The organism is Bradyrhizobium betae (genome assembly GCF_050632175.1).
GTDB lineage: Bacteria > Pseudomonadota > Alphaproteobacteria > Rhizobiales > Xanthobacteraceae > Bradyrhizobium > Bradyrhizobium betae_B.
In genome coordinates, this window is sequence record NZ_CP192576.1 from 244,561 (window position 1) to 264,077 (window position 19,517).

At 64.3% G+C, this 19,517-nt stretch carries 23 protein-coding genes; 14 read left to right on the plus strand and 9 right to left on the minus strand.

Annotation, left to right across the window (positions count from 1 at the left end):
* Positions 1–32 precede the first annotated feature (32 nt).
* The 3 genes from ACQ86E_RS01300 to ACQ86E_RS01310 all read left to right on the plus strand — a co-directional run bounded on the left by ACQ86E_RS01300 (position 33) and on the right by ACQ86E_RS01310 (position 3,031).
* Positions 33–1,340 (plus strand): MFS transporter, encoded by a 1,308-nt coding sequence (locus tag ACQ86E_RS01300; RefSeq protein WP_431203867.1) that lies wholly within the window; start codon positions 33–35, stop codon positions 1,338–1,340.
* 122 nt (positions 1,341–1,462) lie between these two features.
* Positions 1,463–2,074 carry a PilZ domain-containing protein gene (locus tag ACQ86E_RS01305; protein WP_431203868.1) on the plus strand — a complete coding sequence of 204 codons (612 nt, stop codon included), beginning with the start codon at positions 1,463–1,465 and terminating at the stop codon, positions 2,072–2,074.
* 330 nt (positions 2,075–2,404) lie between these two features.
* The gene (locus ACQ86E_RS01310; protein ID WP_431203869.1) at positions 2,405–3,031 is read left to right on the plus strand and encodes a transglutaminase-like cysteine peptidase; all 627 of its coding nucleotides are present in this window, start codon (positions 2,405–2,407) and stop codon (positions 3,029–3,031) included.
* A 118-nt stretch (positions 3,032–3,149) separates the two neighbouring features.
* On the opposite strand, the gene ACQ86E_RS01315 is transcribed toward ACQ86E_RS01310, so the two are convergent.
* Both ACQ86E_RS01315 and ACQ86E_RS01320 read right to left on the minus strand, forming a co-directional pair.
* Positions 3,150–4,883, minus strand: coding sequence for a CHAD domain-containing protein (locus ACQ86E_RS01315; RefSeq protein ID WP_431203870.1), 1,734 nt, complete (start codon positions 4,881–4,883; stop codon positions 3,150–3,152).
* Between the two features lie 276 nt (positions 4,884–5,159).
* Entirely contained in the window at positions 5,160–5,867 is a 708-nt protein-coding gene (locus ACQ86E_RS01320; RefSeq protein WP_431203871.1) for a GntR family transcriptional regulator, read from the minus strand.
* Positions 5,868–6,137: 270 nt separating this feature from the next.
* On the opposite strand from ACQ86E_RS01320, the gene ACQ86E_RS01325 reads away from it, so the two are divergent.
* The 7 genes from ACQ86E_RS01325 (at position 6,138) to ACQ86E_RS01355 (ending at position 12,768) form a co-directional block, all read left to right on the plus strand.
* Entirely contained in the window at positions 6,138–7,124 is a 987-nt protein-coding gene (locus ACQ86E_RS01325) for an ABC transporter ATP-binding protein (RefSeq protein ID WP_431203872.1), read from the plus strand.
* A gap of 43 nt (positions 7,125–7,167) precedes the next feature.
* Positions 7,168–8,457 carry an ABC transporter substrate-binding protein gene (locus tag ACQ86E_RS01330; protein ID WP_431203873.1) on the plus strand — a complete coding sequence of 430 codons (1,290 nt, stop codon included), beginning with the start codon at positions 7,168–7,170 and terminating at the stop codon, positions 8,455–8,457.
* Positions 8,457–9,416 (plus strand): ABC transporter permease, encoded by a 960-nt coding sequence (locus ACQ86E_RS01335; RefSeq protein ID WP_431206645.1) that lies wholly within the window; start codon positions 8,457–8,459, stop codon positions 9,414–9,416. The genes ACQ86E_RS01330 and ACQ86E_RS01335 overlap by 1 nt, the downstream gene beginning before the upstream one ends.
* Before the next feature lie 3 nt (positions 9,417–9,419).
* Positions 9,420–10,298 carry an ABC transporter permease gene (locus ACQ86E_RS01340; protein ID WP_431203874.1) on the plus strand — a complete coding sequence of 293 codons (879 nt, stop codon included), beginning with the start codon at positions 9,420–9,422 and terminating at the stop codon, positions 10,296–10,298.
* 5 nt (positions 10,299–10,303) lie between these two features.
* On the plus strand, positions 10,304–11,035 hold the full coding sequence (locus tag ACQ86E_RS01345; RefSeq protein ID WP_431203875.1) for an aspartate/glutamate racemase family protein: 732 nt from the start codon (positions 10,304–10,306) through the stop codon (positions 11,033–11,035).
* 160 nt (positions 11,036–11,195) lie between these two features.
* Positions 11,196–12,002, plus strand: coding sequence for an outer membrane protein (locus ACQ86E_RS01350; RefSeq protein WP_431203876.1), 807 nt, complete (start codon positions 11,196–11,198; stop codon positions 12,000–12,002).
* A gap of 271 nt (positions 12,003–12,273) precedes the next feature.
* Complete coding sequence (locus ACQ86E_RS01355) at positions 12,274–12,768, plus strand: hypothetical protein (protein ID WP_431203877.1); 495 nt, start codon at positions 12,274–12,276, stop codon at positions 12,766–12,768.
* Between the two features lie 190 nt (positions 12,769–12,958).
* On the opposite strand, the gene ACQ86E_RS01360 is transcribed toward ACQ86E_RS01355, so the two are convergent.
* Both ACQ86E_RS01360 and ACQ86E_RS01365 read right to left on the minus strand, forming a co-directional pair.
* Positions 12,959–13,312, minus strand: coding sequence for a hypothetical protein (locus ACQ86E_RS01360; RefSeq protein WP_431203878.1), 354 nt, complete (start codon positions 13,310–13,312; stop codon positions 12,959–12,961).
* Positions 13,313–13,413: 101 nt separating this feature from the next.
* Positions 13,414–13,719 carry a hypothetical protein gene (locus ACQ86E_RS01365; protein ID WP_431203879.1) on the minus strand — a complete coding sequence of 102 codons (306 nt, stop codon included), beginning with the start codon at positions 13,717–13,719 and terminating at the stop codon, positions 13,414–13,416.
* On the opposite strand from ACQ86E_RS01365, the gene ACQ86E_RS01370 reads away from it, so the two are divergent.
* Together ACQ86E_RS01370 and ACQ86E_RS01375 are read left to right on the plus strand one after the other, a co-directional pair.
* The gene (locus ACQ86E_RS01370; protein WP_431206658.1) at positions 13,691–13,936 is read left to right on the plus strand and encodes a hypothetical protein; all 246 of its coding nucleotides are present in this window, start codon (positions 13,691–13,693) and stop codon (positions 13,934–13,936) included. The genes ACQ86E_RS01365 and ACQ86E_RS01370 overlap by 29 nt on opposite strands.
* Positions 13,933–14,097 (plus strand): hypothetical protein, encoded by a 165-nt coding sequence (locus tag ACQ86E_RS01375; RefSeq protein ID WP_431203880.1) that lies wholly within the window; start codon positions 13,933–13,935, stop codon positions 14,095–14,097. Before ACQ86E_RS01370 ends, ACQ86E_RS01375 begins: the two co-directional genes overlap by 4 nt.
* 2 nt (positions 14,098–14,099) lie before the next feature.
* On the opposite strand, the gene ACQ86E_RS01380 is transcribed toward ACQ86E_RS01375, so the two are convergent.
* Both ACQ86E_RS01380 and ACQ86E_RS01385 read right to left on the minus strand, forming a co-directional pair.
* The gene (locus ACQ86E_RS01380; RefSeq protein ID WP_431203881.1) at positions 14,100–14,630 is read right to left on the minus strand and encodes a gamma carbonic anhydrase family protein; all 531 of its coding nucleotides are present in this window, start codon (positions 14,628–14,630) and stop codon (positions 14,100–14,102) included.
* 77 nt (positions 14,631–14,707) lie between these two features.
* On the minus strand, positions 14,708–15,037 hold the full coding sequence (locus tag ACQ86E_RS01385) for a DUF6949 family protein (protein ID WP_151649496.1): 330 nt from the start codon (positions 15,035–15,037) through the stop codon (positions 14,708–14,710).
* 220 nt (positions 15,038–15,257) lie between these two features.
* Here ACQ86E_RS01385 and ACQ86E_RS01390 point away from each other — a divergent pair, with 220 nt between their 5' ends.
* On the plus strand, positions 15,258–15,965 hold the full coding sequence (locus ACQ86E_RS01390) for a hypothetical protein (RefSeq protein WP_431203882.1): 708 nt from the start codon (positions 15,258–15,260) through the stop codon (positions 15,963–15,965).
* A 286-nt stretch (positions 15,966–16,251) separates the two neighbouring features.
* Here the strand turns inward: ACQ86E_RS01390 and ACQ86E_RS01395 are convergent, their stop codons facing one another.
* The 3 genes from ACQ86E_RS01395 to ACQ86E_RS01405 form a co-directional block, all read right to left on the minus strand.
* Complete coding sequence (locus tag ACQ86E_RS01395; protein WP_431203883.1) at positions 16,252–16,884, minus strand: class I SAM-dependent methyltransferase; 633 nt, start codon at positions 16,882–16,884, stop codon at positions 16,252–16,254.
* Positions 16,885–16,924: 40 nt separating this feature from the next.
* Positions 16,925–17,338 carry a nuclear transport factor 2 family protein gene (locus ACQ86E_RS01400; RefSeq protein ID WP_431203884.1) on the minus strand — a complete coding sequence of 138 codons (414 nt, stop codon included), beginning with the start codon at positions 17,336–17,338 and terminating at the stop codon, positions 16,925–16,927.
* A 135-nt stretch (positions 17,339–17,473) separates the two neighbouring features.
* A complete protein-coding gene (locus ACQ86E_RS01405) occupies positions 17,474–18,208 on the minus strand; it encodes an SDR family NAD(P)-dependent oxidoreductase (protein WP_431203885.1) in 735 nt (244 codons plus the stop codon).
* 235 nt (positions 18,209–18,443) lie between these two features.
* Between ACQ86E_RS01405 and ACQ86E_RS01410 the strand changes: the two genes are divergently transcribed.
* Positions 18,444–19,340, plus strand: coding sequence for a LysR family transcriptional regulator (locus ACQ86E_RS01410; protein WP_431203886.1), 897 nt, complete (start codon positions 18,444–18,446; stop codon positions 19,338–19,340).
* The last annotated feature ends 177 nt before the right edge of the window (positions 19,341–19,517 follow it).

A 19,517-nucleotide genomic window follows, 5' to 3' on the forward strand; every position in this document is an offset into this window, starting at 1 on the left:
TCGGCGCAGTTGGAATTTGCCGCCTCGGCCTCGTGGGAACGGCCCAACTCTTTGTCAGGTGCTCCCTTGAACCCCTCCCCCAAAATCCCGTCGCCGCGTCCGGCTCATTCGCGGCCATGAAGTCGGTGCCATACCGGCTCCAGTTCATCGCTTATGTGCTGGCGATGATGGCCGACAATATCGAGCACGTGATCAGCTATTGGGTGGTGTTCCAGAAATTCCATTCGCCGACGCTGGGGGGATTTGCCGTGCTGTCGCACTGGCTGCCGTTCCTGCTGTTCTCGGTCGCGGTCGGCGGGTTGGCCGACCGGTTTGACCCGCGCCGCATCATCCAGTGCGGCATGCTGCTTTTCATCGTGGCCTCGGCGGGCTGGGGCTTCTTCTTCATCACCGACACGATCGAGATGTGGCACGCGATGCTGCTGCTGGTGATCCACGGCTGCGCCGGCGTGCTGTGGCAGACGCCGAACCAGCTGCTGCTCTACGACCTCGTCGGCCCCGCCGATTTGCCGAGCGCGGTGCGGCTCAACGCGATGGCGCGCTATCTCGGCATCCTGGTCGGGCCGGCGGTCGGCGGCGTCATCATGCTGACGCTCGGCACCTCGCACGGCATCATCTTCAACACGCTGTTCTACCTGCCGATGCTGCTGTGGCTGTTCTGGGCGCCGGTCCGCGACAACAGCATCGCCATCAGGCGCTTCGCGGTGCGCGGCTTTGCCGACATCATGCTGACGATCCGTGCCATCGGCACCCAGCCGGTGCTGACGGCGATGACATGGCTGGCCGGCCTCACCTCCTTCATGATCGGCAATGCCTATCACGCGCAGATGCCGGGCTTTGCCGGCGATCTCGGCCATGGCGATCTCGGCCATGGCGATCCCGGCGTCTCCTATAGCGTGCTGCTGGCGGCCGACGCCGGCGGCGCCCTGCTCGCCGGCCTTGCGCTGGAATCCTGGGGACGGCTGAAGGGCACGCCCCGCACCGCGATCACGCTCGCGATGCTGTGGAGCGTGGCACTGCTCGGCTTCGCGGCGGTGCGGATCTATCCCGTGGCGATCGTGCTGCTGTTCTTCGCGGGCTTCTTCGAGCTGTCGTTCAACACCATGGCGCAGGCGCTGGTGCAATTGAACGCGCCGGCCGACATCCGCGGCCGCGTCGTCGGCCTCTACAATATGGCCGGGCTCGGCATGCGCGCCTTCAGCGGCATCACCGTCGGGGTCTTTGGCGCGGCGATCGGCATTCACTGGTCGCTGGGGCTGTCGGCCGCCGTGCTGCTGGCGCTGCTGCTGTGGTTGTATCGTCGGGAGCAAGCCCGGCCTGACCGGCCTGCCCGCCCTTGATGTGGTTTCTTGAACGGATTGTGTCTGTCCGTGATCGACGCGTCCAATCCTAACGCGGCATTAACCCTGTGCACCTTAGGGTCGTCCCGGACTCCGCCCGGGCGGGGAGTCGGGTGCTGAAAATGGCGTTGGCTAACAAAAAGTTTCTTCCGGCCGCCGAGGAACGTCGGCGTTTCCAGCGGGTGAAAGTCCACCTGCTGGGCCGCTACATGCTGCCGGACCGCCGGGAATTCCCCTGCCAGGTGATCAACATGTCACCGGGCGGGCTTGCACTGCTCGCCCCCGGCATCGGCAATGTCGGCGACCGTGTGGTCGCCTATCTCGACCATATCGGCCGCGTCGAGGGCAAGATCACCCGCATCATCGACAATGGCTTCGCCATGACGGTGGGGGCGACGCCCCGCAAGCGCGACAAGCTCGCGGCACAGCTGACCTGGCTCGCGAACCGCGACATCCTCAATCTGCCGGAAGACCGCCGCCACGACCGTATCGTGCCGCGTAACCCGATCGCGGTGCTCACGCTCGAGGACGGCACCAAGATGACCTGCCGCATCATCGACCTTTCGCTGTCCGGCGCGGCCATCGCCGCGGAGAACCGTCCGCCGCTGCTATCGACGGTTCTGCTCGGCCGGGTCCAGGGCCGCGTAGTCCGAAACCTCGAAGACGGCTTCGCGCTGGAGTTCTTGCATTCGCAGCCGATCGAGACTCTCGAAGAGAGCGTTACCGCGCGGTAAAGCGCGAGCACGTCAAAACCACATGATTTTCAGCCCCGAAGGCGGCCTCCGCGATGCGGACGCCGCCTTTTTCATGCCTGGCGGCGGGACGCGCGCGCGTTAACGCGGGCCCCTTTGCGCGCGAAAACCGCGGTTCCGCCAGCGTTTCCGCGTTAACTCCTAAAATTTGAATCAATTGCAGTCATGTCAAATTTTATGCGTATTTGAATCAAGTATAGATCGTATTCGCCCCGTATTTTACTTGCATTCGTCTCGACTTGACTTGGTTGACTTAGCGGCGGCTCAAAAGCTCCATGCGCATGGTGGTCCCAACAAGAAACGGGGGCCGCAATGTTGGACTTCAGGGGACAGGGGAAGGGTTTGGCGCTGGCCGTCATGCTCTTCGGGATCGGCGCGACAGCGCAGGCCGGTGAAAGCCGCCTGCTCTACGCGAGCCTCGGCGACACCACGCGTGCGCCGATCGGCTGGGTCGAGTTCTGTGCGGACAATGCCGCGCAGTGCAAGGGCGCACCGACGCAGCCGCGCGACATCGTGATGTCGCAGGCCGCATGGCGCGACCTCGTCAAGGTCAATCGCTGGGTCAACGAGACCGTCAAGCCTTTGACCGACCAGGAGCACTGGGGCGTGATCGAGAAGTGGTCGCTGCCGACCGACGGTTACGGCGACTGTGAAGACTACGTGTTGTTGAAGCGCAAGATGCTGATCGATGCCGGATGGCCGCGCGAGGCCCTGCTCATCACCGTCGTGCGCGACAAGAAGGGTGAAGGGCACGCGGTGCTGACGGTGAAGACCGACAAGGGCGAGTTCGTTCTCGACAATCAGAACGAGAGCGTCGTTGCCTGGACGGAGACCGGCTACCGCTTCGTCAAGCGCCAGTCGCAGAGCGATCCCAACGTCTGGGTCTCGCTCGGCGATACCAAGCCGGCGGTTTCCACCGCCAGCGCAAGAGATCAGTAGGAACGAGACAACAGGTTACGCGACCCGGTCACATCCCCACCCCTCCCCGTCCCAGACCGGTTCGCGCGCGGCCAGGCTTCCCCCAAAGCCTGGCCGCAACTTTTTGGGGGATGCGCGGTCAGCCCTGTGACGACCACGGCACGCGCGCGGCGGTGAAATCGCGCCATGTGCCTCGCAAGGCAGGCTGCACACCCACCGATGCGCGCGCTTGCCAGCCGGCGATCGCCGCCGCCGCGATGGCGCTGTCAGGGCCGGTGCCGAGCCCGTCGAGCAACGATGCCGTGACCGCCATGTCGTTGAAGGCGCCGAGCTGCTCCTGCAAAGCGACAAGCCGGCGCGAGAATTTCCTCGCGGACTTGCGATCGGCGAACAGCGGCAGCAGGAACTCGCTGAGATAGCGCAGCCGCTTGGTCGCGAGCCGCACCCGGTGCAGCTCCGCCGCCGGAAGCGACCTGAAGCGGCGGCCGCGCTTGAGCACCTTCGCGTATTGCTCCGACAGGATGCGCTGCGCGAAGTTGACGGCGGGCTCGGAGAGCTGGCCGAGATCTTCGGCCGCAACGTCGTTGCGCCAGCCCCGCGTCTCGATCCATCCGCCGAGGCCGATCAGGAACATGGCGCAGCGGCGATCGCCGAGCGCATCATGCGCCTTGCGATAGGCATCGGACTGTCGACTGGCCGCGGCCCGGCCGAGCGAATCGAAGCCGGCGACCGCAGGACAGGCTGTTGCGATCGTCGGCAAGGTCTCGAGCTGGAACACGTCCCAGTCACGCGCGGCGGAGAGGTCCTGCGCCAGCCATTTGGCCTCCGATCGCAGCACGTCGAGATTGCTCAGCGCACCCACCGATCGCATCAGATCGAGCGCCGATCGCAGCCGGCGCAGCGAAACACGCAGTTGATGCACGCCTTCCGGATTGCGGCCGTCCTCGGCCGCAGGCAGTGACTGCAGCAGATGGAGGAAGCAGGAGCGCAGGATCGTCGCGAAGGCCTCGTCGAGCGTCACGGACGGATCAAGGCGAAGCCTGCCCGGCCGACGGGCCGATGGCGGCGTATCGGCAGCGAGGTCGAAGCCGCGCGCCGACTTGGTGCGGATCGATGGTTTCACCGCCCCGTGCTCCGCCAGCCGCAACGCGATCTCGTAGATCGTGCTGGCGCTGCCGCTCTTCAATTCGAGCTCGATCTCGCTCACCGGCACGGAGCGATCGCCCGCGGTCAGCACGCCGTGGTCGAAGGCGATCTCGACGCTGCCGGTCGGCAGGTCGATCATCCGCGCGTGGCGATGGACGTCTGCGATGAAGACGGCTTCGAGCGGCTGCGTTTCAAGACGACCGCGAAGCTTCTCCGGAATGAAAGGCATCGCCAAAGCGAGATCGGGCGCGAGCGAGGCGACGCTGGCCTCCCACTCGCCGCGGCGGAGCGGATCCTCCGCAGCGTCGGTCTTCACCGTCTGCACGAAGCGCGCGCCGCTCTGGCGCACGCGCAAGCTCAGGCCGTTGCGCCGCAGCGTCCGCTCCGGCGTGTCGTAATAGACGGATCTGAGATGTTTTCGCGAGCCCTTGTTGCGCGCGTTGCTCGCGATGACGGGCGCGGCGTTGAAATGCGCCATGCGATCGGCACCGACCAGAAGCTTGAGCTCGATTTCGCCGGTGAGCTGCGCGGCGACATTCGCATTTTGCGATGGCGTCTGATCAACCCCAGTGCCCTCGACGATTACAGGCTCCGCGCCGAATTCAGCCGGTTCGATTTGCTTGAGGAAGCCGACGACCGCTTGCGCCCTCCTGTTGTCCCTGGCGACAGGGTTCCCTTCCGGCGCACACGCAGTTTTGCGGGTCGGGCTTGCGTCTGATTTGAGCATTTCTGGTGACATGACAATTCGATGACAGAGCCACATCCTATAGCCGGTGCGGCCCGCGAGGAATAGTCACGTGACGCCGCAGCGCGCTCTCATCCCAACAAGGCGCAAAAATCTGCCAAGGATTGTCACAATATGGCGTGACGTCGGGAATTAAATGACCGTCTTGCACCGCAAGCGATCGAATTCGTAGCGAATCCTGCCGTTTTCGAAAACGAGATGAACGTCAGCGATTGTGACAGGCCCGACGCGGCCTGCTGCGGTTCCGTTCGCGCGTGCTTACGCACCCAGCACGTCCGCGAGCCGCAGTTCGTCGGCGGCGGGATCCTTCAGGAACAGCTCGGCTTCGATCTCGCGAAGATGCGACAGCATTTGCGCGCGTGCAGCCTGCTTGTCGCGCTTGCGGATCGCGCTGACGATGCCGGCATGATGATCGGTGCCGCAGGCCGGTGTATCGTGACGACGGTAGAGCAGGATGATGAGCGAGGAGCGCGCGATCAACTCTTTCAGGAAACCGAGATAGATGCTGTGGCCGCTCATCTCGGCGACGAGACGATGAAACTCGCCGGAGAGCCGGACCGAGGCGCGCGCGTCGCCGCGCTGCTCGGCGTCGCGCTCCTCGATGAGATGGCGCTGGAGCCGATCGATCCAGGCAGGCGATACCGCGTCGACGGCATGGTCGACGATGGTGGGCTCGATCAGGCGGCGCGCCTCGAACACTTCGCGGGCATCGGCCGGCGTCGGGCGCGCGACGAAGGCGCCGCGGTTCTTCTCGATGTTGACGATGCCCTCGTGCGTCAGTTGCTGCAGCGCCGTGCGGACCAGCGTGCGGCTCGCGCCATAAATTTCGCCGATCTCGTCCTCGCCGAGCTTGGTGCCCGGCAGCAGGCGATGCTCGAGGATCGCCGCGGTCACGCCTTCCCTGATCCGGCCGACGCGATCGCTCACGTCTGGGGCTTCGGATTTCGGTCGGGTCCTGGCGGCCATCGGCTTGAGAGGTTGGGTTTGAGGGCTCGATCGGCGAAGATCGCGCCGAATGTTAGTCGACGAGCTGTATCCAATCACAGGCGAAACATTATACAATCTTCGCCCGTTTTGTGTGCAGACTAGTGCTCACGCGGCAAGCCGCCTCGATGCGCCGGATTCGATCTAACAATCTGACTCCGCTTCACAGTTTTGAGATTTAAGCGGCCAAGGACGGTTGGCACGGACCTTGCGGAGAGAGGCTGAAAGCATCGCCCTCGCCTCGGACACGCCATGGCCACTCCCGCTGCCCTCGAACTGGTCGCCGTCACCAAGCGCTACGATACGACCCTGGCGGTCGACACCGTCAATTTGAAGATTCCGGCCGGCACCTATTGCTGCCTGCTCGGCCCCTCCGGCTGCGGCAAGACCTCGACCCTGCGGATGATCGCAGGCCATGAGGCGGTCAGCGAGGGCGACATCATCCTCGGCGCGCAGAACGTCACGGATCTCGAGCCCGCCAAGCGCGGCACGGCGATGATGTTCCAGTCCTACGCCCTGTTTCCGCACCTGACGGTGCTCGACAACGTCGCGTTCGCCCTGAAAATGCGCGGCGTCGATCGCGCGGCGCGGCACAAGCGCGCCGGTGAATTGCTCGAACTGGTGGCGATGACGCCCTATGCGGCCCGGCTCCCGGCGCAGCTCTCCGGCGGCCAGCAGCAGCGCGTGGCGCTCGCCCGCGCGCTGATCACAGAGCCGCAGATCCTGCTGCTGGACGAACCGCTCTCCGCGCTCGACCCGTTCCTGCGGGTGAAGATGCGCGGTGAGCTCAAGCGGCTGCAGCGCGAACTCGGCATCAGCTTCATCCAGGTCACCCACGGCCAGGAAGAGGCGATGGCCCTCGCCGACCACATCGTGGTGATGAACCAGGGCAGGATCGAGCAGCAGGGTACCGCGCGCGAGATCTTCCACCACCCCCGCACCGAATTCGTGGCGCGCTTCATCGGCGGCCACAACGTCCTCAGCGACGCCGGCAAACTCATCGCCGTGCGCGCCGATCAGCTCGGCATCGTGCCGTTCGTTGACGGCGCGTATGGCGCGCCTGCGCTGCTGACCCAGACCGAGTACCAGGGCTCCTACATCGCCGTCTCGCTCACGCTGGACGACGGCACCGCCCTGTTCTCCCATCTCCCCGAGGCTGCCTTCGACGTTCACCCGTTCCGTCCGGGCGATCGCGTGCTGGCCACCTGGGATCCCGCCAAGGCGCAGCGCCTGCAATAGCGCCGTCATCTCAAGAAATGCGCAAAACAGAGGAGTGAGCGATATGACCGAGACGACCAAGACGACCGGTGTCAGCCGCCGCACACTATTGAAGAGCACCGCGGGTCTCGCCGGCCTCGCGGCCGGCTCCGGCGCCATCACCGGCTTTCCCTATGTGAAGTCGGCGGAGACCAAGGTGCTGCGCTATCTCGGCACCGCCGTGAACGAGGGCGACGACATCTCCAAGCAGTGCCTGAAGGACACCGGCATCAAGATCGAATACATCACCGCGACCACCGACGACGTCACCAAGCGCGTAATGACCCAGCCGAACTCCTTCGACGTGCTGGACACCGAATATTTCTCGCTGAAGAAGATCGTGCCATCGGGCAACATCCTTGCGCTCGATGCCAGGAAGATCAAGGAGTTCGGCAACATCACGCCTGTCTTCACCAAGGGCGAGACGCCCGGCGGCAAGAAGATCGGCGGCCAGGGCACCGCGCCCTGGAAGGTGCTGTATCTCGAAGGCAAGGACTCCAAGAAGTTCGCGACGTCGGCGACCGAATTCGTCACGCTGATCCCGACGGTCTACAACGCCGACACGTTGGGCATTCGTCCCGACCTGATCAAGCGGCCGATCAGCTCGTGGTCGGAACTGCTCAATCCCGAGTTCAAGGGCAAGGCCTCGATCCTCAACATTCCCTCGATCGGCATCATGGATGCCGCAATGGTCGTGGAAGCCTCCGGCAAGTACAAATACGCCGACAAGGGCAACATGACCAAGGAAGAGATTGATCTCACCATGAAGGTGATGACCGAAGCCAAGAAGGCCGGCCAGTTCCGCGCGTTCTGGAAGGATTTCAATGAGAGCGTCAACCTGATGGCATCAGGTGAAACTGTCATTCAGTCGATGTGGTCGCCCGCGGTGACGAAAGTGCGCTCGATGGGCATCGCTTGCACCTTCCAGCCGCTCAAGGAAGGCTACCGCTCCTGGGCCTCGGGCTTCTGCGTCTCCAAGGGCGTGTCGGGTCCGAAGCTCGAATGGGCCTATGAGTTCGTCAACTGGTTTCTATCAGGCTATGCCGGCGCCTATCTCAACCGTCAGGGCTACTACTCGGCCGTACTCTCGACCGCGAAGGCGCACATGGAGCCCTACGAGTGGGCATACTGGATGGAAGGCAAGCCCGCCGAGAAGGACATCAAGGCACCCGACGGCTCGCTGCTCGAAAAGGCCGGCGCCGTGCGTGACGGCGGCTCGTACGAGGACCGCATGGGCGGCGTCGCCTGCTGGAACGCCGTGATGGACGAGAACGACTACATGGTCCGCAAATGGAATGAGTTCATCGCTGCGTGATGGACATGTCGGAAGAGGTTCTGCAACAGGCATCCCCGGGATTGATCCCGGGGTCCGGTACGGCGCGCGCCGCAAAGCCGACGCGCCTGTCGCCGTCAATCATCTCCTGGCTCCAGGCCGGGCCGATGATGCTGGTGTTTCTCGCCTTCTTCCTCATTCCGCTCGTCTTCGTCGTCATCGTCTCGTTCTGGGACTACAACGAATATCAGCTGCTGCCGGCTTTCTCCGGCCGCGGCTACACCGATACGTTCGAAGGCTGCATCGACAAGCTGCCAGAGCTCTGCACGATCGGCCGGACCTATGTGATGACGCTGAAGCTGTGCTTCATGGTCTGGGCCATCACCCTCTTCATCGGCTTCTGGGTCGCCTACTTCCTCGCCTTCCACGTCAAGTCCAAGACCTGGCAAATGGGATTGTCGCTGCTCTGCACGATCCCGTTCTGGACTTCAAACGTGATCCGCATGATCGCATGGATTCCGCTGCTGGGGCGCAACGGCCTCGTCAACTCCGGCCTGGTCAAGACGGGGCTGATCCACCAGCCGATCGAATGGCTGCTGTTCTCCGAATTCTCCGTGGTGCTGGCGCTGGTCCACCTCTTCACCTTCTTCATGGTGGTGCCGATCTTCAATTCGATGGTGCGCATCGACAAGTCGCTGATCGAGGCCGCCTACGACGCCGGCGCGACCGGCTTCCAGACGCTGGTCAACGTCATCATTCCACTCGCAAAGCCAGGCATCGTGATCGGCTCGATCTTCGTCATCACCATCGTGATGGGCGACTTCATCACCATCGGCGTGATGGGCGGCCAGCAGATCGCGGCCGCGGGCAAGATCATCGAGACGCGGGTGAACGCGCTACAATTCCCGGCCGCAGCCGCCAACGCCGTGATCCTGCTGATCATCACCTTCCTGATCATCTCCATGATGTCGCGCATCGTCGACATCAAGAAGGAGCTATAGGGCATGACGGAAGGACGCTCGCGCTCGTTCTACGTGCTCGCGATCTTCTTCGCGGCCTATGTGCTGTTCCTCTACGGCCCGATGATCGCGATCTACGTGCTGTCGTTCCAGGGACCGCAGGGCGGCCTCACCTTCCCGATGAACGGCGTGTCGACGTTCTGGATCGCAAAACTGTTCCAGGGCACCGGAATCGTCGATCTCGGCGCGGCATTCCGCCGCTCGCTGCTGCTCGGCATCATCGTGATGATCGTCACCGTCGTGCTGTCGGTCGCCGCCGGCATGGCGTTCCGCCGCAAGTTCAGGGCGCAGAGCATCCTGTTCTATTCGGCGATCGCGAGCCTCATCGTTCCTTCAATCATTACATCGCTCGGCATCTCGCTGGAATTCCGCATCATCGACGATCTGATCAAGGCGCATTGGAACGAGAATTTCGAGACATCGATGGGCCTGCTGACCTCGGGCCTGGGCGCGCACCTGACCTGGACGCTGCCGTTCGGCCTGCTCATCATGTTCGCGATCTTCAACCGCTTCGATCCGCGGCTCGAAGAAGCCGCGCGCGATCTCGGTGCGACGCCGTGGCAGGCCTTCCGCCATGTCGTGCTGCCGATCATCCTGCCCTCCGTGATCGGCATCGGCCTGTTCGGCTTCACGCTGTCTTGGGACGAACTGGCGCGCTCCAGCCAGGCGATCGGGGCCGTGAACACGCTGCCGCTGGATCTGCAGGGCCTCACCACCACCGTGACGAACCCCGACATCTATGCACTCGGCACCGTGATTTCGGCCGTCTCGTTCACGGTGATCACGCTTGCGCTCGGCACCATCCACGTGCTGAACAAGCGGCAGGCGGCCAAAGGCTCGGACGCCGGCAAGGGACTCGTCTGATCGCGATGCGACTTCACGTCGTCAATCCCAACACCACCGCGTCGATGACGGCGAAGATTGCCGCTGCGGCGCGCAGCGTCGCGTTGCCCGGCACCGAGATCGACGCGCGCCAGCCCGCGATGGGCCCGGTCTCGATCGAGGGCTTTTACGACGAGGCCTTTGCCGTCCCCGGAATGCTCGGCTGCATCCGTGACGCCGACCGCGACGGCGCGGACGCCCACATCATCGCCTGCTTCGACGACACCGGCCTCGACGCCGCGCGCGCCGCCGCGAAGGCGCCGGTGATCGGCATCGGCGAGGCCGGCTTCCACATGGCAAGCCTGATCGCCGCGCGCTTCGCGGTGGTAACGACGCTCGGTGTCTCCATCGTGCCGATCGAGCACAATTTGCGGAAATACGGTCTCGCCGAGCGCTGCGCCCGCGTCCGCGCCGCCGAGGTCCCCGTGCTCGCGCTCGAGGAGCGCAATACCGATGCGCTCGCAAAGATCTCCACTGAGATTACGGCCGCGATCCGCGACGACCGTGCGGAGGCGATCGTGCTCGGCTGCGCCGGCATGGCCGATCTCGCTGCCGAGCTTTCCAGGGAGCACGGCCTGCCCGTCATCGACGGTATCGCCGCAGCCGTGACGCTGGCGGAATCACTGGTGCGGCTGGGGCTGACGACCTCGCGACTCGGGCCGTATGCAGCGCCGCGGTCGAAGACTTATTCCGGCATGTTGTCGAGCTACCAACCGTAAGCGTTGCGCAACGGTGCTGCTCTCTGCCGGAAGCGGCGTGTCCTGTCGGCAACATCGTGAACCTATTGTAGCGCCGAGTTCCAATGCTGTTGCGACCGATTCAGTGAGCTGCGAGCTTGCCTGAAATCATTTGCAGATTCGGGGCGCGGTGGGGCTGAACGTGGTGAAATACTTGATCTCGACCGTTGCCGGGTCGCTGGCATGGGCTGCCTTGATGAGCCCGGCGCTGGCGGCCGACATGCCGGTAAAAGCGCCGCCGGTTGCGGCGCCGTCATGGTCGGGATTTTACGCCGGTGTTTCGATCGGCGCCCGCTGGGGAGAGAATGACTGGCAGACCAGCGACGTCGCCCCCGGTCTCGGCGTCGGCATCTTCGTACCAACGGCCGGCACCGGCGGCGCGATGGATAGCGTCGCGGCCAGGTTCGGCGGTTATCTCGGCTACAATGCGCAAATCTCGACGTCCTGGGTTGCCGGTGCCGAAGGCAATTTCGGCTGGGCCGATGCCAGCAAGAGAGCCAATCCCGCACCGGGGATCACAGGTCTGTATTTCGGAGCACCGGCGAACGAACTCCCCACCGCCTCGGTGAAGGAAACGTGGGACGGCAACCTCCGCGGCCGGCTCGGCTATCTCGTGACGCCCGCTACACTGGTGTACGGCACCGGCGGCGTGGCGTGGCAGCGCTTCGAACTTAACGCCACTTGTACCTCGGTTCCGGGCAGCTACTGCACGGGCGCCTCCTACAACGAAACCCATGCGTCAACGCGAATAGGATGGACCGTCGGCGGCGGCGTCGAGCAGATGATCGCCGGTCACTGGGTGGTGCGCGCCGACTACAGCTATGCCGCTTTCTCGACGTTCACCCAGACCTTCTTCACCGCCAACGGGCTGGTGTTCGACGACCGCTTCACTGCGCATGTGAAGGCCCGCACCCACACCGCGACGGTCGGCATCGCCTACCGATTCTGATACGGATCACTGATCCGCCCGGCATCGATCAATCAGGCTGGCGGCGCCTCCTCGGACGGGGCGCCCGCGATCCGGCCTGCGCCGAAGCGGACGAGGCACGGCGCTTAGGGTATTATCAAACCTCTTTTTCCGCTTATTGCGCTGATCTGGGCAGGCCAGCCTCTTTTTGGTCCCAATTGTTGCCGAACAGTAACGCTTTCGGGACGCCCCGGCGGCTTTCGGCTTGCCGGTCTTCGCCACTCACCAAGTTTCAATTTGGGTTTTGTCAGCGATGATCGATCTCGCAGAGGATTCACGGTCCCATCCCCTCCTTCGCCTTGGCGCCCAGCCTATCGCGCTGACCGCCGCCGCCCTCCTCCTGCTGATCGCCGGCGTGACCTCAATCGCGATCTGGCGTGCCTACACGGGGGCAGCCCCTGAGGCTGATCGGGTGGTGGCGTCGCGGCAGCTTCAGGCCCGCACCGCACAGGCCTCGGAGCAATTGGTCGAGAAGACCAAGGGGCTGGAGGCGACACAGCAGGAATCAATCGACCAGTTGCAGGTCGTGCAGGACCAGCTTCAGACGATGAGACGGCTGATGGCGGCGCAGCAAGCCGATACCAAGCGGCTGTCCGAGCAAGTCACCACGCTGAATGAGTCCATCGACAATCTGCGGCAGTCCTTTGCCAGCGCCCGGACGACCGAGGCCGAAACGCCCTCGGTTACCCGCAGGAAACCTGCCAGGCATCATGCCAGCGCGCGAAAACGCGGCAAATCGCGCAGCTGACCGGACATCGACGCAATTGGACTATTATTTTCGCCGCTTGTGAACTGGATCACATTTGCCCGTATGATTCCGCGCGATGGTAGCGGTTACCGGATGGCGTGAGCCGATTTCAATGTCCGGGGCTGGCAAGGTCGTTGACGGTATACTGCGTCAACGACCTTGTTTTTTAACGGACCGCCCAGCGTCGCCGCTATTCGCAAACATCCACGCGACGGTATCGCCAGCCTGACGGCGTCATGACGCGCTTGCGGGCGACGTAGCAACCGCCATAGCCACCGTCCTCAGAATAGTAAGCGGGACCGGGACCGTAATAATAGGGTCCGTAGCCATAGTAGCCACCATAGTAGCCGGCGCCAGCGATGCCGGCGCCGATCCCGATGCCCGGCCAGAAGCCGCCACCATGCCAGTGGCCACCATGGCCCCAGCCACCACCGCCGTGGCCCCAACCACCGTGACCGCCATGGCCGCCCGCCTGTGCCGCCTGCGGGACCGACAAGCCGACCGCCACGATGGCCAGAGCCGCCAACATCACCTTCCGTAACATCACGCAATCCTCCGCGTGGAAACTGTCCACGCTCCAACGCGAGGCAAACTAGCGTCACTCGAGGGGGATGACAGACGAGCCGGCTCACTTCCGCGCGAGCATCAGCAGCCGCGGCAGATGCTCTTCAGCTTCTTGTCGAGAATGCGGTTCTCGGCATTGACGGCGGCGTCGGTAGGCCCAGCCGTACCGGTGGTCATCCCGGTCCCGGGAGCCGCGCCGGACGATTGGGCCGTGCCGAGGCTGTTGGTGCCGGGCGCCGGCGATGGGGAGCCGGCGACACCTCCGGTCGATCCAGCGGAGCCGCCCGTGCCACCGCTCGCCTGCGCGAATGCGACAGCCGGCATCGCGGCGAGACTGAGGATCACGATCAGTGTTCTCATGGAGGCGGTTGCGGACGACGGGGCCATCGGAAATTCTCCTTTGGCAGTCAACGGCCCGGATCAAGACCCGTTCCGGAACAAATGCCGCCGCATCAGCTTGAGCCAAGGAAGGGCTGGCGCGATCATGCGCAAACTGATCGCGTTCGACGAGGCCACGTTCGACAAGCTGAAGCAATTGGGACGCGGCGGCGAGACTACGAAGACGACAGCGCGTCCCAAAATCAGAAAGGCAAAGTCACGATGACCGACCGCGATCCTTTTGCAGAGGGCGAACGCGCCGCGCGCGAGAACATTCCTTCCGAGGCCAATCCTTATCAGAGCGGCAGTGACGAGCACGCGCTGTGGTCTGCCGGCCACGAGAAGACCGCCGGCGCGATGGAAGCGCGAGAGTCCGAAGGCAGCTGAGTTCAGCCGATCCGCTTCAGGCCCTTCTTGAAGCGCGGACCGTTGGCGACATAGAACCTCGCCGCGCTTCCCATCTTCTGCACCTGCGCGTCGTCGAGGTTGCGGATCACGCGCGCGGGCGAGCCGATGATCAGGGAGCGCTCGGGAAACTCCTTGCCCTCGGTGATGACGGAGCCGGCGCCGACGATGCTGTTGCGGCCGATCTTCGCGCCGTTCATCACGATCGAGCCCATGCCGATCAGCGCGCCCTCCTCGATGGTGCAACCGTGCAGGATGACGTTGTGGCCGACGGTGCAGTTCCTGCCGATGACCATGGGAAAGCCGAGGTCGGTGTGGCAGGTCGAGCCGTCCTGCACGTTGGCGCCCCCGCCGATCTCGATCCACTCATTGTCGCCGCGCAGCACCGCGCCGAACCAGACGCTCGCGCCCGGCTTCAGGCGCACGCGGCCGATCACGGTGGCGGTTTCCGCGATGAAATAATTGCCGTCGGCGGGAAGATCGGGCGCCTGCCCGTCGAGCTCATAGATCGCCATGGAGGTCTCCTGTCATTCTGACCCAGCCATAGCGAAACAGTGGCCCCGAAGCAAAGGGCCTGGCCCGGACTCGCGCGTCAGCCCAGCACGCCGGTCGCGCGCAGCGTCATCAGGAAGAAGGTGCCGCTCATCATGCTCCAGAAGCCGGCGATGACGGTTGCCATCATCACGAATTCCACGCGGCGGCTTTCGACCCGCATGCCGCGCAGCGTGTTGCGCATGATGATGAAGGGCGCCGCGAACACCAGGAATGGAACCGCGGCAAAGGTCTTCGGCGCCACACCGTCCTGCAACAGGCCGAACCCGGCAGGCCGCTGTGCGAGCGCCTGGTACCCGTTCACGAGCGCGCCCGCGAGCGCGAAGCCGATGCAGATCGAGAACAAGGTGTTGAAAGCTTCAGGTGTCATCGGAACGGTCCGCCCTTACGCAACGCCGGAGCCTACCTGTGACAAATAGTGCCGGTTAACGCTACATTATCCTTAAGGGAAGGTTAACAAGGCCCGCCCGATGGCGCAGGGCCCTCCCCCATGCCCGCGAGCCTGGAATGCTCCGCGAAATCGCTGCCGCATGGCATATTCGCCGCTGATTCGTCGGCCACCGGCCGACCTCCGGTCGCTCGCGCAACTCATGACGGTATTTTCGGCAACCTCTTCCCGGTCCTCCAGGACGCGCCCCCGGGCGCACGTCGTCCCGATCATGCTCGGCGGCGCCGCCGCGGTGTGCGCGGTCGCGCTCGTCGCCTACCTGCTGTGGCCGACCTGGGGCGCGGGCGGCGCGAGCGCGCCGGACAAGCTGCCGGTCAGCGTCGGCGGCACGCTGTTCAACCTGCCGGCGGCCGCGATCCGGATGAAGATCCAGCGGCACTCCGGACCGCAAGAGCGCATCGACCTCGATTTCCTGTATCCCTCGCTGGAGCCGCCGGGCGCACCGAAGCATGTCACCGCCGATGCGGTGGAAACGACGATGCAGCCGATCGACCGCATCTTCGTGTCGATCGCGGCCCATCACGATGCGCTGGCGCCGGAGCAGCGCACGGCCACGATCTATCCGCGCTATTTCGACCAGGCAGCAACGATGCCCGCCGACGGGCTGACGATGCGGATGTTCCGCGCCGAGACCCCCTACGGCAGCGAGGACTTCTACTCCTCGACAAGCCCCGCGCTGACCGCGCGCTGCACCCGTGATGCGTCCACGCCCGGCATGTGCCTCTCCGAGCGCCGCGTCGGCAGCGCCGACCTCACCTTCCGCTTTCCGCGCAGCTGGCTGTCGCAATGGCAGGATGTGGCGAACGCGATGGACAGGCTGACCGTGCAGTTGCGCGGGCCGAAGGGCTGAGCGCGCTCTCCGCCACCGCGGGACCGGGCCTCCGACAACGAATGTCGAAAACAACCCCATGCACAGTAGCCATGCCACTGCCATGGCTTCGTATTTCTGGAATTTCGTATTTTTAGAAAAACAACTTGACGCGCCGGGCAAAACAGGCGCATGATGGCATCATGGCGTGGTCGATTTGATGAGGCCACCGGCGGGCATCGGACGACCTGAAGCCTGCCGGCATTGCAGTCATGAAGCTGCGTCTTTGTCATTCGGCGTGCAAGATCGCCCCCGGTAGCAGGACCGATCAGGTTTTCACGAACCGATAGGCGAAGCGATCGGTCTGGCCCTTGATCGAGGGATCGAACACCTTGATCGCGTGCGGATCATCCTTGTTCGCGAGCATGGTGCTTTCCGCGTCCAGCACGAAGCCGGCCGCCTCCACCTCCGCGCGGACGGATGCGGGCTCGATCCGATGCAGCGACTGGGCGTCGCCCGTGGCCACCCCGGCGGCGGCGGCGTGATCGACTATGACGTAGGATCCACCGGGCTTCAGCCGCTCGTACACAGCTCGATTGAAGTGGGCCGCCGTCGCGCCCCTGGCCTGGATCAGCGCGGTGTGGAGGTCATGATAGAACAGGTGCAGCCACAGGACATCCGCCGGCTGGATGGCGTCCTGCATCGCCACGAGGTCCGTCGAGACGACGTCGACGTTCTCCCGGCCCGGCTCCTTCGCAAGCGTCCGCATGCGGCCGACCGGATCGTTCTTGAAGTGGGCGACTTCGGCCGGCACGAAGCTGTAGACGCGGCCTTCGGGTCCTACGATTTCGGAGAAGAGACGGGTCCAGTCACCGTCGCCTGGGTAAACGTCGATCACGGTCGAGCCCGCCTCTACGCGTGCGAACCGGATCAACTCGGACAGCTTGGATTGGTCGTACATCGGTATCTCCTTTTACGGTTGGGGTCGCAGATCGCCGGCGCTACGCCTTTCCGGACGCGCCCATCTGCGCGGCTCGCGCCAGCGCTTGTGTATCGACGTATTCGCGGATGCTGGTCAGTTTGCCGTCGCGCACGGTGATGGCGAAGATCCAGTCGTCCTCGAACGTCTTGTTCGTGGCTCTGATCCTGCCCTTCGCGAAGCCGACGACCAAAACCCGGTCTCCTTGCGCGACGAACTCCCGGGGTTCTGTGGAGGTCTCCATCGCGGTGGACGCCGTCTTGAGCAAATTCGCCAGCCCCGCGTGCCCGCGATGCGTGCCGGCCAGCGGCCAGTCCTCGCCGGGGACGATCCACTCGATGTCTTCGGCGACCAGCGCCAGCAAGCCTTCCCTGTCGCCGCGACCGATCGCGGCGAAGAAATCCTTCACGGTCTGGATGTTGTTCTCGATGCTCATGGCAATTCTCCATTTCGCCCTGATCGGATCACGCGCGATCCGATCGCGTACGGGATCCCCCGTTCCGCTGCGCGGCGGCCCTCGCGAGAGAGGCCGCCGTTCGAGCGATGCACGTAGCCGCGATCGGGCACGATTTCAGATGGCCGAGAAGCCACCGTCGACGGATAGCTCCAACCCGTTCACGAAGCTGGAATCGTCGGAAGCCAGGAAGACCGCGACCGCGGCGATTTCCTCGGGACGCCCCATCGTGCCGCGCGGGATCAAGGATTCGAACATCCGCTTCGCCTCCTCTGTGAGCACCTCGTCCTGCATCGGCGTGGCGATCGGCCCCGGGTGCAGCACGTTCACCCGGATATTCCGGCCCTTCAATTCGTTGAGCCAGCCGCGGGCGAATGCATGCAGCGTCGCCTTGCTCGCCGCATAGACGCTGTAGCCGGGAAAACCTTTGAGCGAGGCGACCGATCCGGTCATGAAGATCGAGCCGCCATCCTTGAGCAGCGGCAGCGCCTTCTGGACCGTGAACAAGGTGCCGCGCGCATTCAAGCCGAAGGTCGCATCGAATTGCTGCTCGGTGATCTGGCCCAGCGGGGCGGCGTCGCCCATGCCGGCGCTGGCGTACAGGACGTCGATCTTGCCCTTCTCCCGTTTGACCGTGTCGAACAGGCGGTCGAGGTCGTCGAGATTGGCCGCGTCGCCGCGCACGCCGGTCACGTTGCGGCCGATCAGCTTGACGGCCTCGTCGAGCTTCTCCTGCTTCCGGCCCGTGATGAAAACATACGCACCTTCTTCAACGAACCGCCTGGCGCTCGCCAGCGCCATGCCACTCGATCCACCCGTGATGACTGCAACTTTGCCTTGAAGCTTTCCCATGATGTCTCCATTCGCCGGGACAGCATCTGCCCCTGAGAACCTCCACTTAGGTCCGCCGGAGTCAGGCGTGGAGTGCGGAAGCGCGCACATCGGTGGTGCGAAATCGATCCGGCTGGACGACCGGCGCCGGCCGCAATGAGCCGTGTCGACACGAGCTATGACGACCGCCCGGACTGCTGTACGAAGCACTGGATACGGGTTTTGAAGGACGCACCGAGCGGTGCGGGATTGCACCATGATCGACTGGGATGACGTTCGCTATTTTCTGGCCGTCGCGCGCGGCGGCTCGGTGCAGGCGGCCGCCGAGCGCCTCGGCGTGAACCACGCGACCGTGCTGCGACGCATCGCCCAGCTCGAGGAACGCCTCGGGGTGCACATGTTCGAAAAGCTGCCGTCGGGCTACCGCCTGACGGCCGCGGGCGAGGAGGTGCTCGAATTCGCGGACCAGATGGAAGCGTCGTCGCACCAGTTGGAGACGCGCGTCTTCGGGCGCGACCAGAGCGTGCGCGGGCGTCTGCGGGTGACGCTGGCGCCGCCCCTCGTGACCCACCTGCTCATGCCGGATTTCGCCGATTTCGCGCGGCTGCATCCTGACATCGAGATGGATATCCTGTCACTCGGCGAGCTGGCAAATCTGACCAACCGGGAGGCCGACGTCGCGATCCGCGTCGTCTACGACCGCAAAACCCTCCCGCTCAATCTTCACGGCCTGAAGGGGCCGGAGCTGTTCGGCGGCGTCTACATGTCCAGGGATCGGCTGGCCGCGTGGCGTGCGGCCGCGCCAGATCCCATCAGGTGGATCGTCATCAGCATGCATGGAATTCCGGATTGGGCCAGCGCCGGTGAGGTTCGCACCACGGAGGTTCCATTCCGGGTCACGGACGCCGAGGCGCAGATCGTTGCAGCACGCCAAGGGATCGGAATGACGACACTGCCGTGCTTCGTCGGCGATGCCGACGCTCTGCTGGCGAGGGTGCCGGGCACCGAGCTGCATATGTACGGAACGGTTTGGCTCCTCACCCAAGGGGAGACACGAAAGACAAAGCGCGTGAGGCTCTTCACGGAGTTCGTATCAAGAAGGCTAGCCGCATACGCTCCGCTTCTCGCGGGGCTGTCCCTATCGGGCGAGTGATGGGTGGCGAAATGCTGTCCTCGACATTGCGAGCGCGGCGAAGCAATCCAGAATCCCTCGGTGGAGACGCTGCGCCCCCTCGCCCCGCTTGCGGAGAGAGGGTTGGGGTGAGGGGAGTCTCCGCGAGGACGGCGACAATTGGACTCGCGGAGACTCCCCCTCACCCGCATCGCATCT

What these genes read in the sequence shown, in the direction of transcription:
- ACQ86E_RS01305 (WP_431203868.1), top strand. Translation starts at nt 1,463, where the DNA reads ATGGCGTTGGCTAACAAAAAGTTTCTTCCGGCCGCCGAGGAACGTCGG.
- ACQ86E_RS01310 (WP_431203869.1), top strand. Translation starts at nt 2,405, where the DNA reads ATGTTGGACTTCAGGGGACAGGGGAAGGGTTTGGCGCTGGCCGTCATG.
- ACQ86E_RS01315 (WP_431203870.1), bottom strand. Translation starts at nt 4,883, where the DNA reads ATGCTCAAATCAGACGCAAGCCCGACCCGCAAAACTGCGTGTGCGCCG.
- ACQ86E_RS01320 (WP_431203871.1), bottom strand. Translation starts at nt 5,867, where the DNA reads ATGGCCGCCAGGACCCGACCGAAATCCGAAGCCCCAGACGTGAGCGAT.
- ACQ86E_RS01325 (WP_431203872.1), top strand. Translation starts at nt 6,138, where the DNA reads ATGGCCACTCCCGCTGCCCTCGAACTGGTCGCCGTCACCAAGCGCTAC.
- ACQ86E_RS01330 (WP_431203873.1), top strand. Translation starts at nt 7,168, where the DNA reads ATGACCGAGACGACCAAGACGACCGGTGTCAGCCGCCGCACACTATTG.
- ACQ86E_RS01335 (WP_431206645.1), top strand. Translation starts at nt 8,457, where the DNA reads ATGGACATGTCGGAAGAGGTTCTGCAACAGGCATCCCCGGGATTGATC.
- ACQ86E_RS01340 (WP_431203874.1), top strand. Translation starts at nt 9,420, where the DNA reads ATGACGGAAGGACGCTCGCGCTCGTTCTACGTGCTCGCGATCTTCTTC.
- ACQ86E_RS01345 (WP_431203875.1), top strand. Translation starts at nt 10,304, where the DNA reads ATGCGACTTCACGTCGTCAATCCCAACACCACCGCGTCGATGACGGCG.
- ACQ86E_RS01355 (WP_431203877.1), top strand. Translation starts at nt 12,274, where the DNA reads ATGATCGATCTCGCAGAGGATTCACGGTCCCATCCCCTCCTTCGCCTT.
- ACQ86E_RS01360 (WP_431203878.1), bottom strand. Translation starts at nt 13,312, where the DNA reads ATGTTACGGAAGGTGATGTTGGCGGCTCTGGCCATCGTGGCGGTCGGC.
- ACQ86E_RS01370 (WP_431206658.1), top strand. Translation starts at nt 13,691, where the DNA reads ATGGAGGCGGTTGCGGACGACGGGGCCATCGGAAATTCTCCTTTGGCA.
- ACQ86E_RS01365 (WP_431203879.1), bottom strand. Translation starts at nt 13,719, where the DNA reads ATGGCCCCGTCGTCCGCAACCGCCTCCATGAGAACACTGATCGTGATC.
- ACQ86E_RS01375 (WP_431203880.1), top strand. Translation starts at nt 13,933, where the DNA reads ATGACCGACCGCGATCCTTTTGCAGAGGGCGAACGCGCCGCGCGCGAG.
- ACQ86E_RS01380 (WP_431203881.1), bottom strand. Translation starts at nt 14,630, where the DNA reads ATGGCGATCTATGAGCTCGACGGGCAGGCGCCCGATCTTCCCGCCGAC.
- ACQ86E_RS01385 (WP_151649496.1), bottom strand. Translation starts at nt 15,037, where the DNA reads ATGACACCTGAAGCTTTCAACACCTTGTTCTCGATCTGCATCGGCTTC.
- ACQ86E_RS01390 (WP_431203882.1), top strand. Translation starts at nt 15,258, where the DNA reads ATGACGGTATTTTCGGCAACCTCTTCCCGGTCCTCCAGGACGCGCCCC.
- ACQ86E_RS01395 (WP_431203883.1), bottom strand. Translation starts at nt 16,884, where the DNA reads ATGTACGACCAATCCAAGCTGTCCGAGTTGATCCGGTTCGCACGCGTA.
- ACQ86E_RS01400 (WP_431203884.1), bottom strand. Translation starts at nt 17,338, where the DNA reads ATGAGCATCGAGAACAACATCCAGACCGTGAAGGATTTCTTCGCCGCG.
- ACQ86E_RS01405 (WP_431203885.1), bottom strand. Translation starts at nt 18,208, where the DNA reads ATGGGAAAGCTTCAAGGCAAAGTTGCAGTCATCACGGGTGGATCGAGT.
- ACQ86E_RS01410 (WP_431203886.1), top strand. Translation starts at nt 18,444, where the DNA reads ATGATCGACTGGGATGACGTTCGCTATTTTCTGGCCGTCGCGCGCGGC.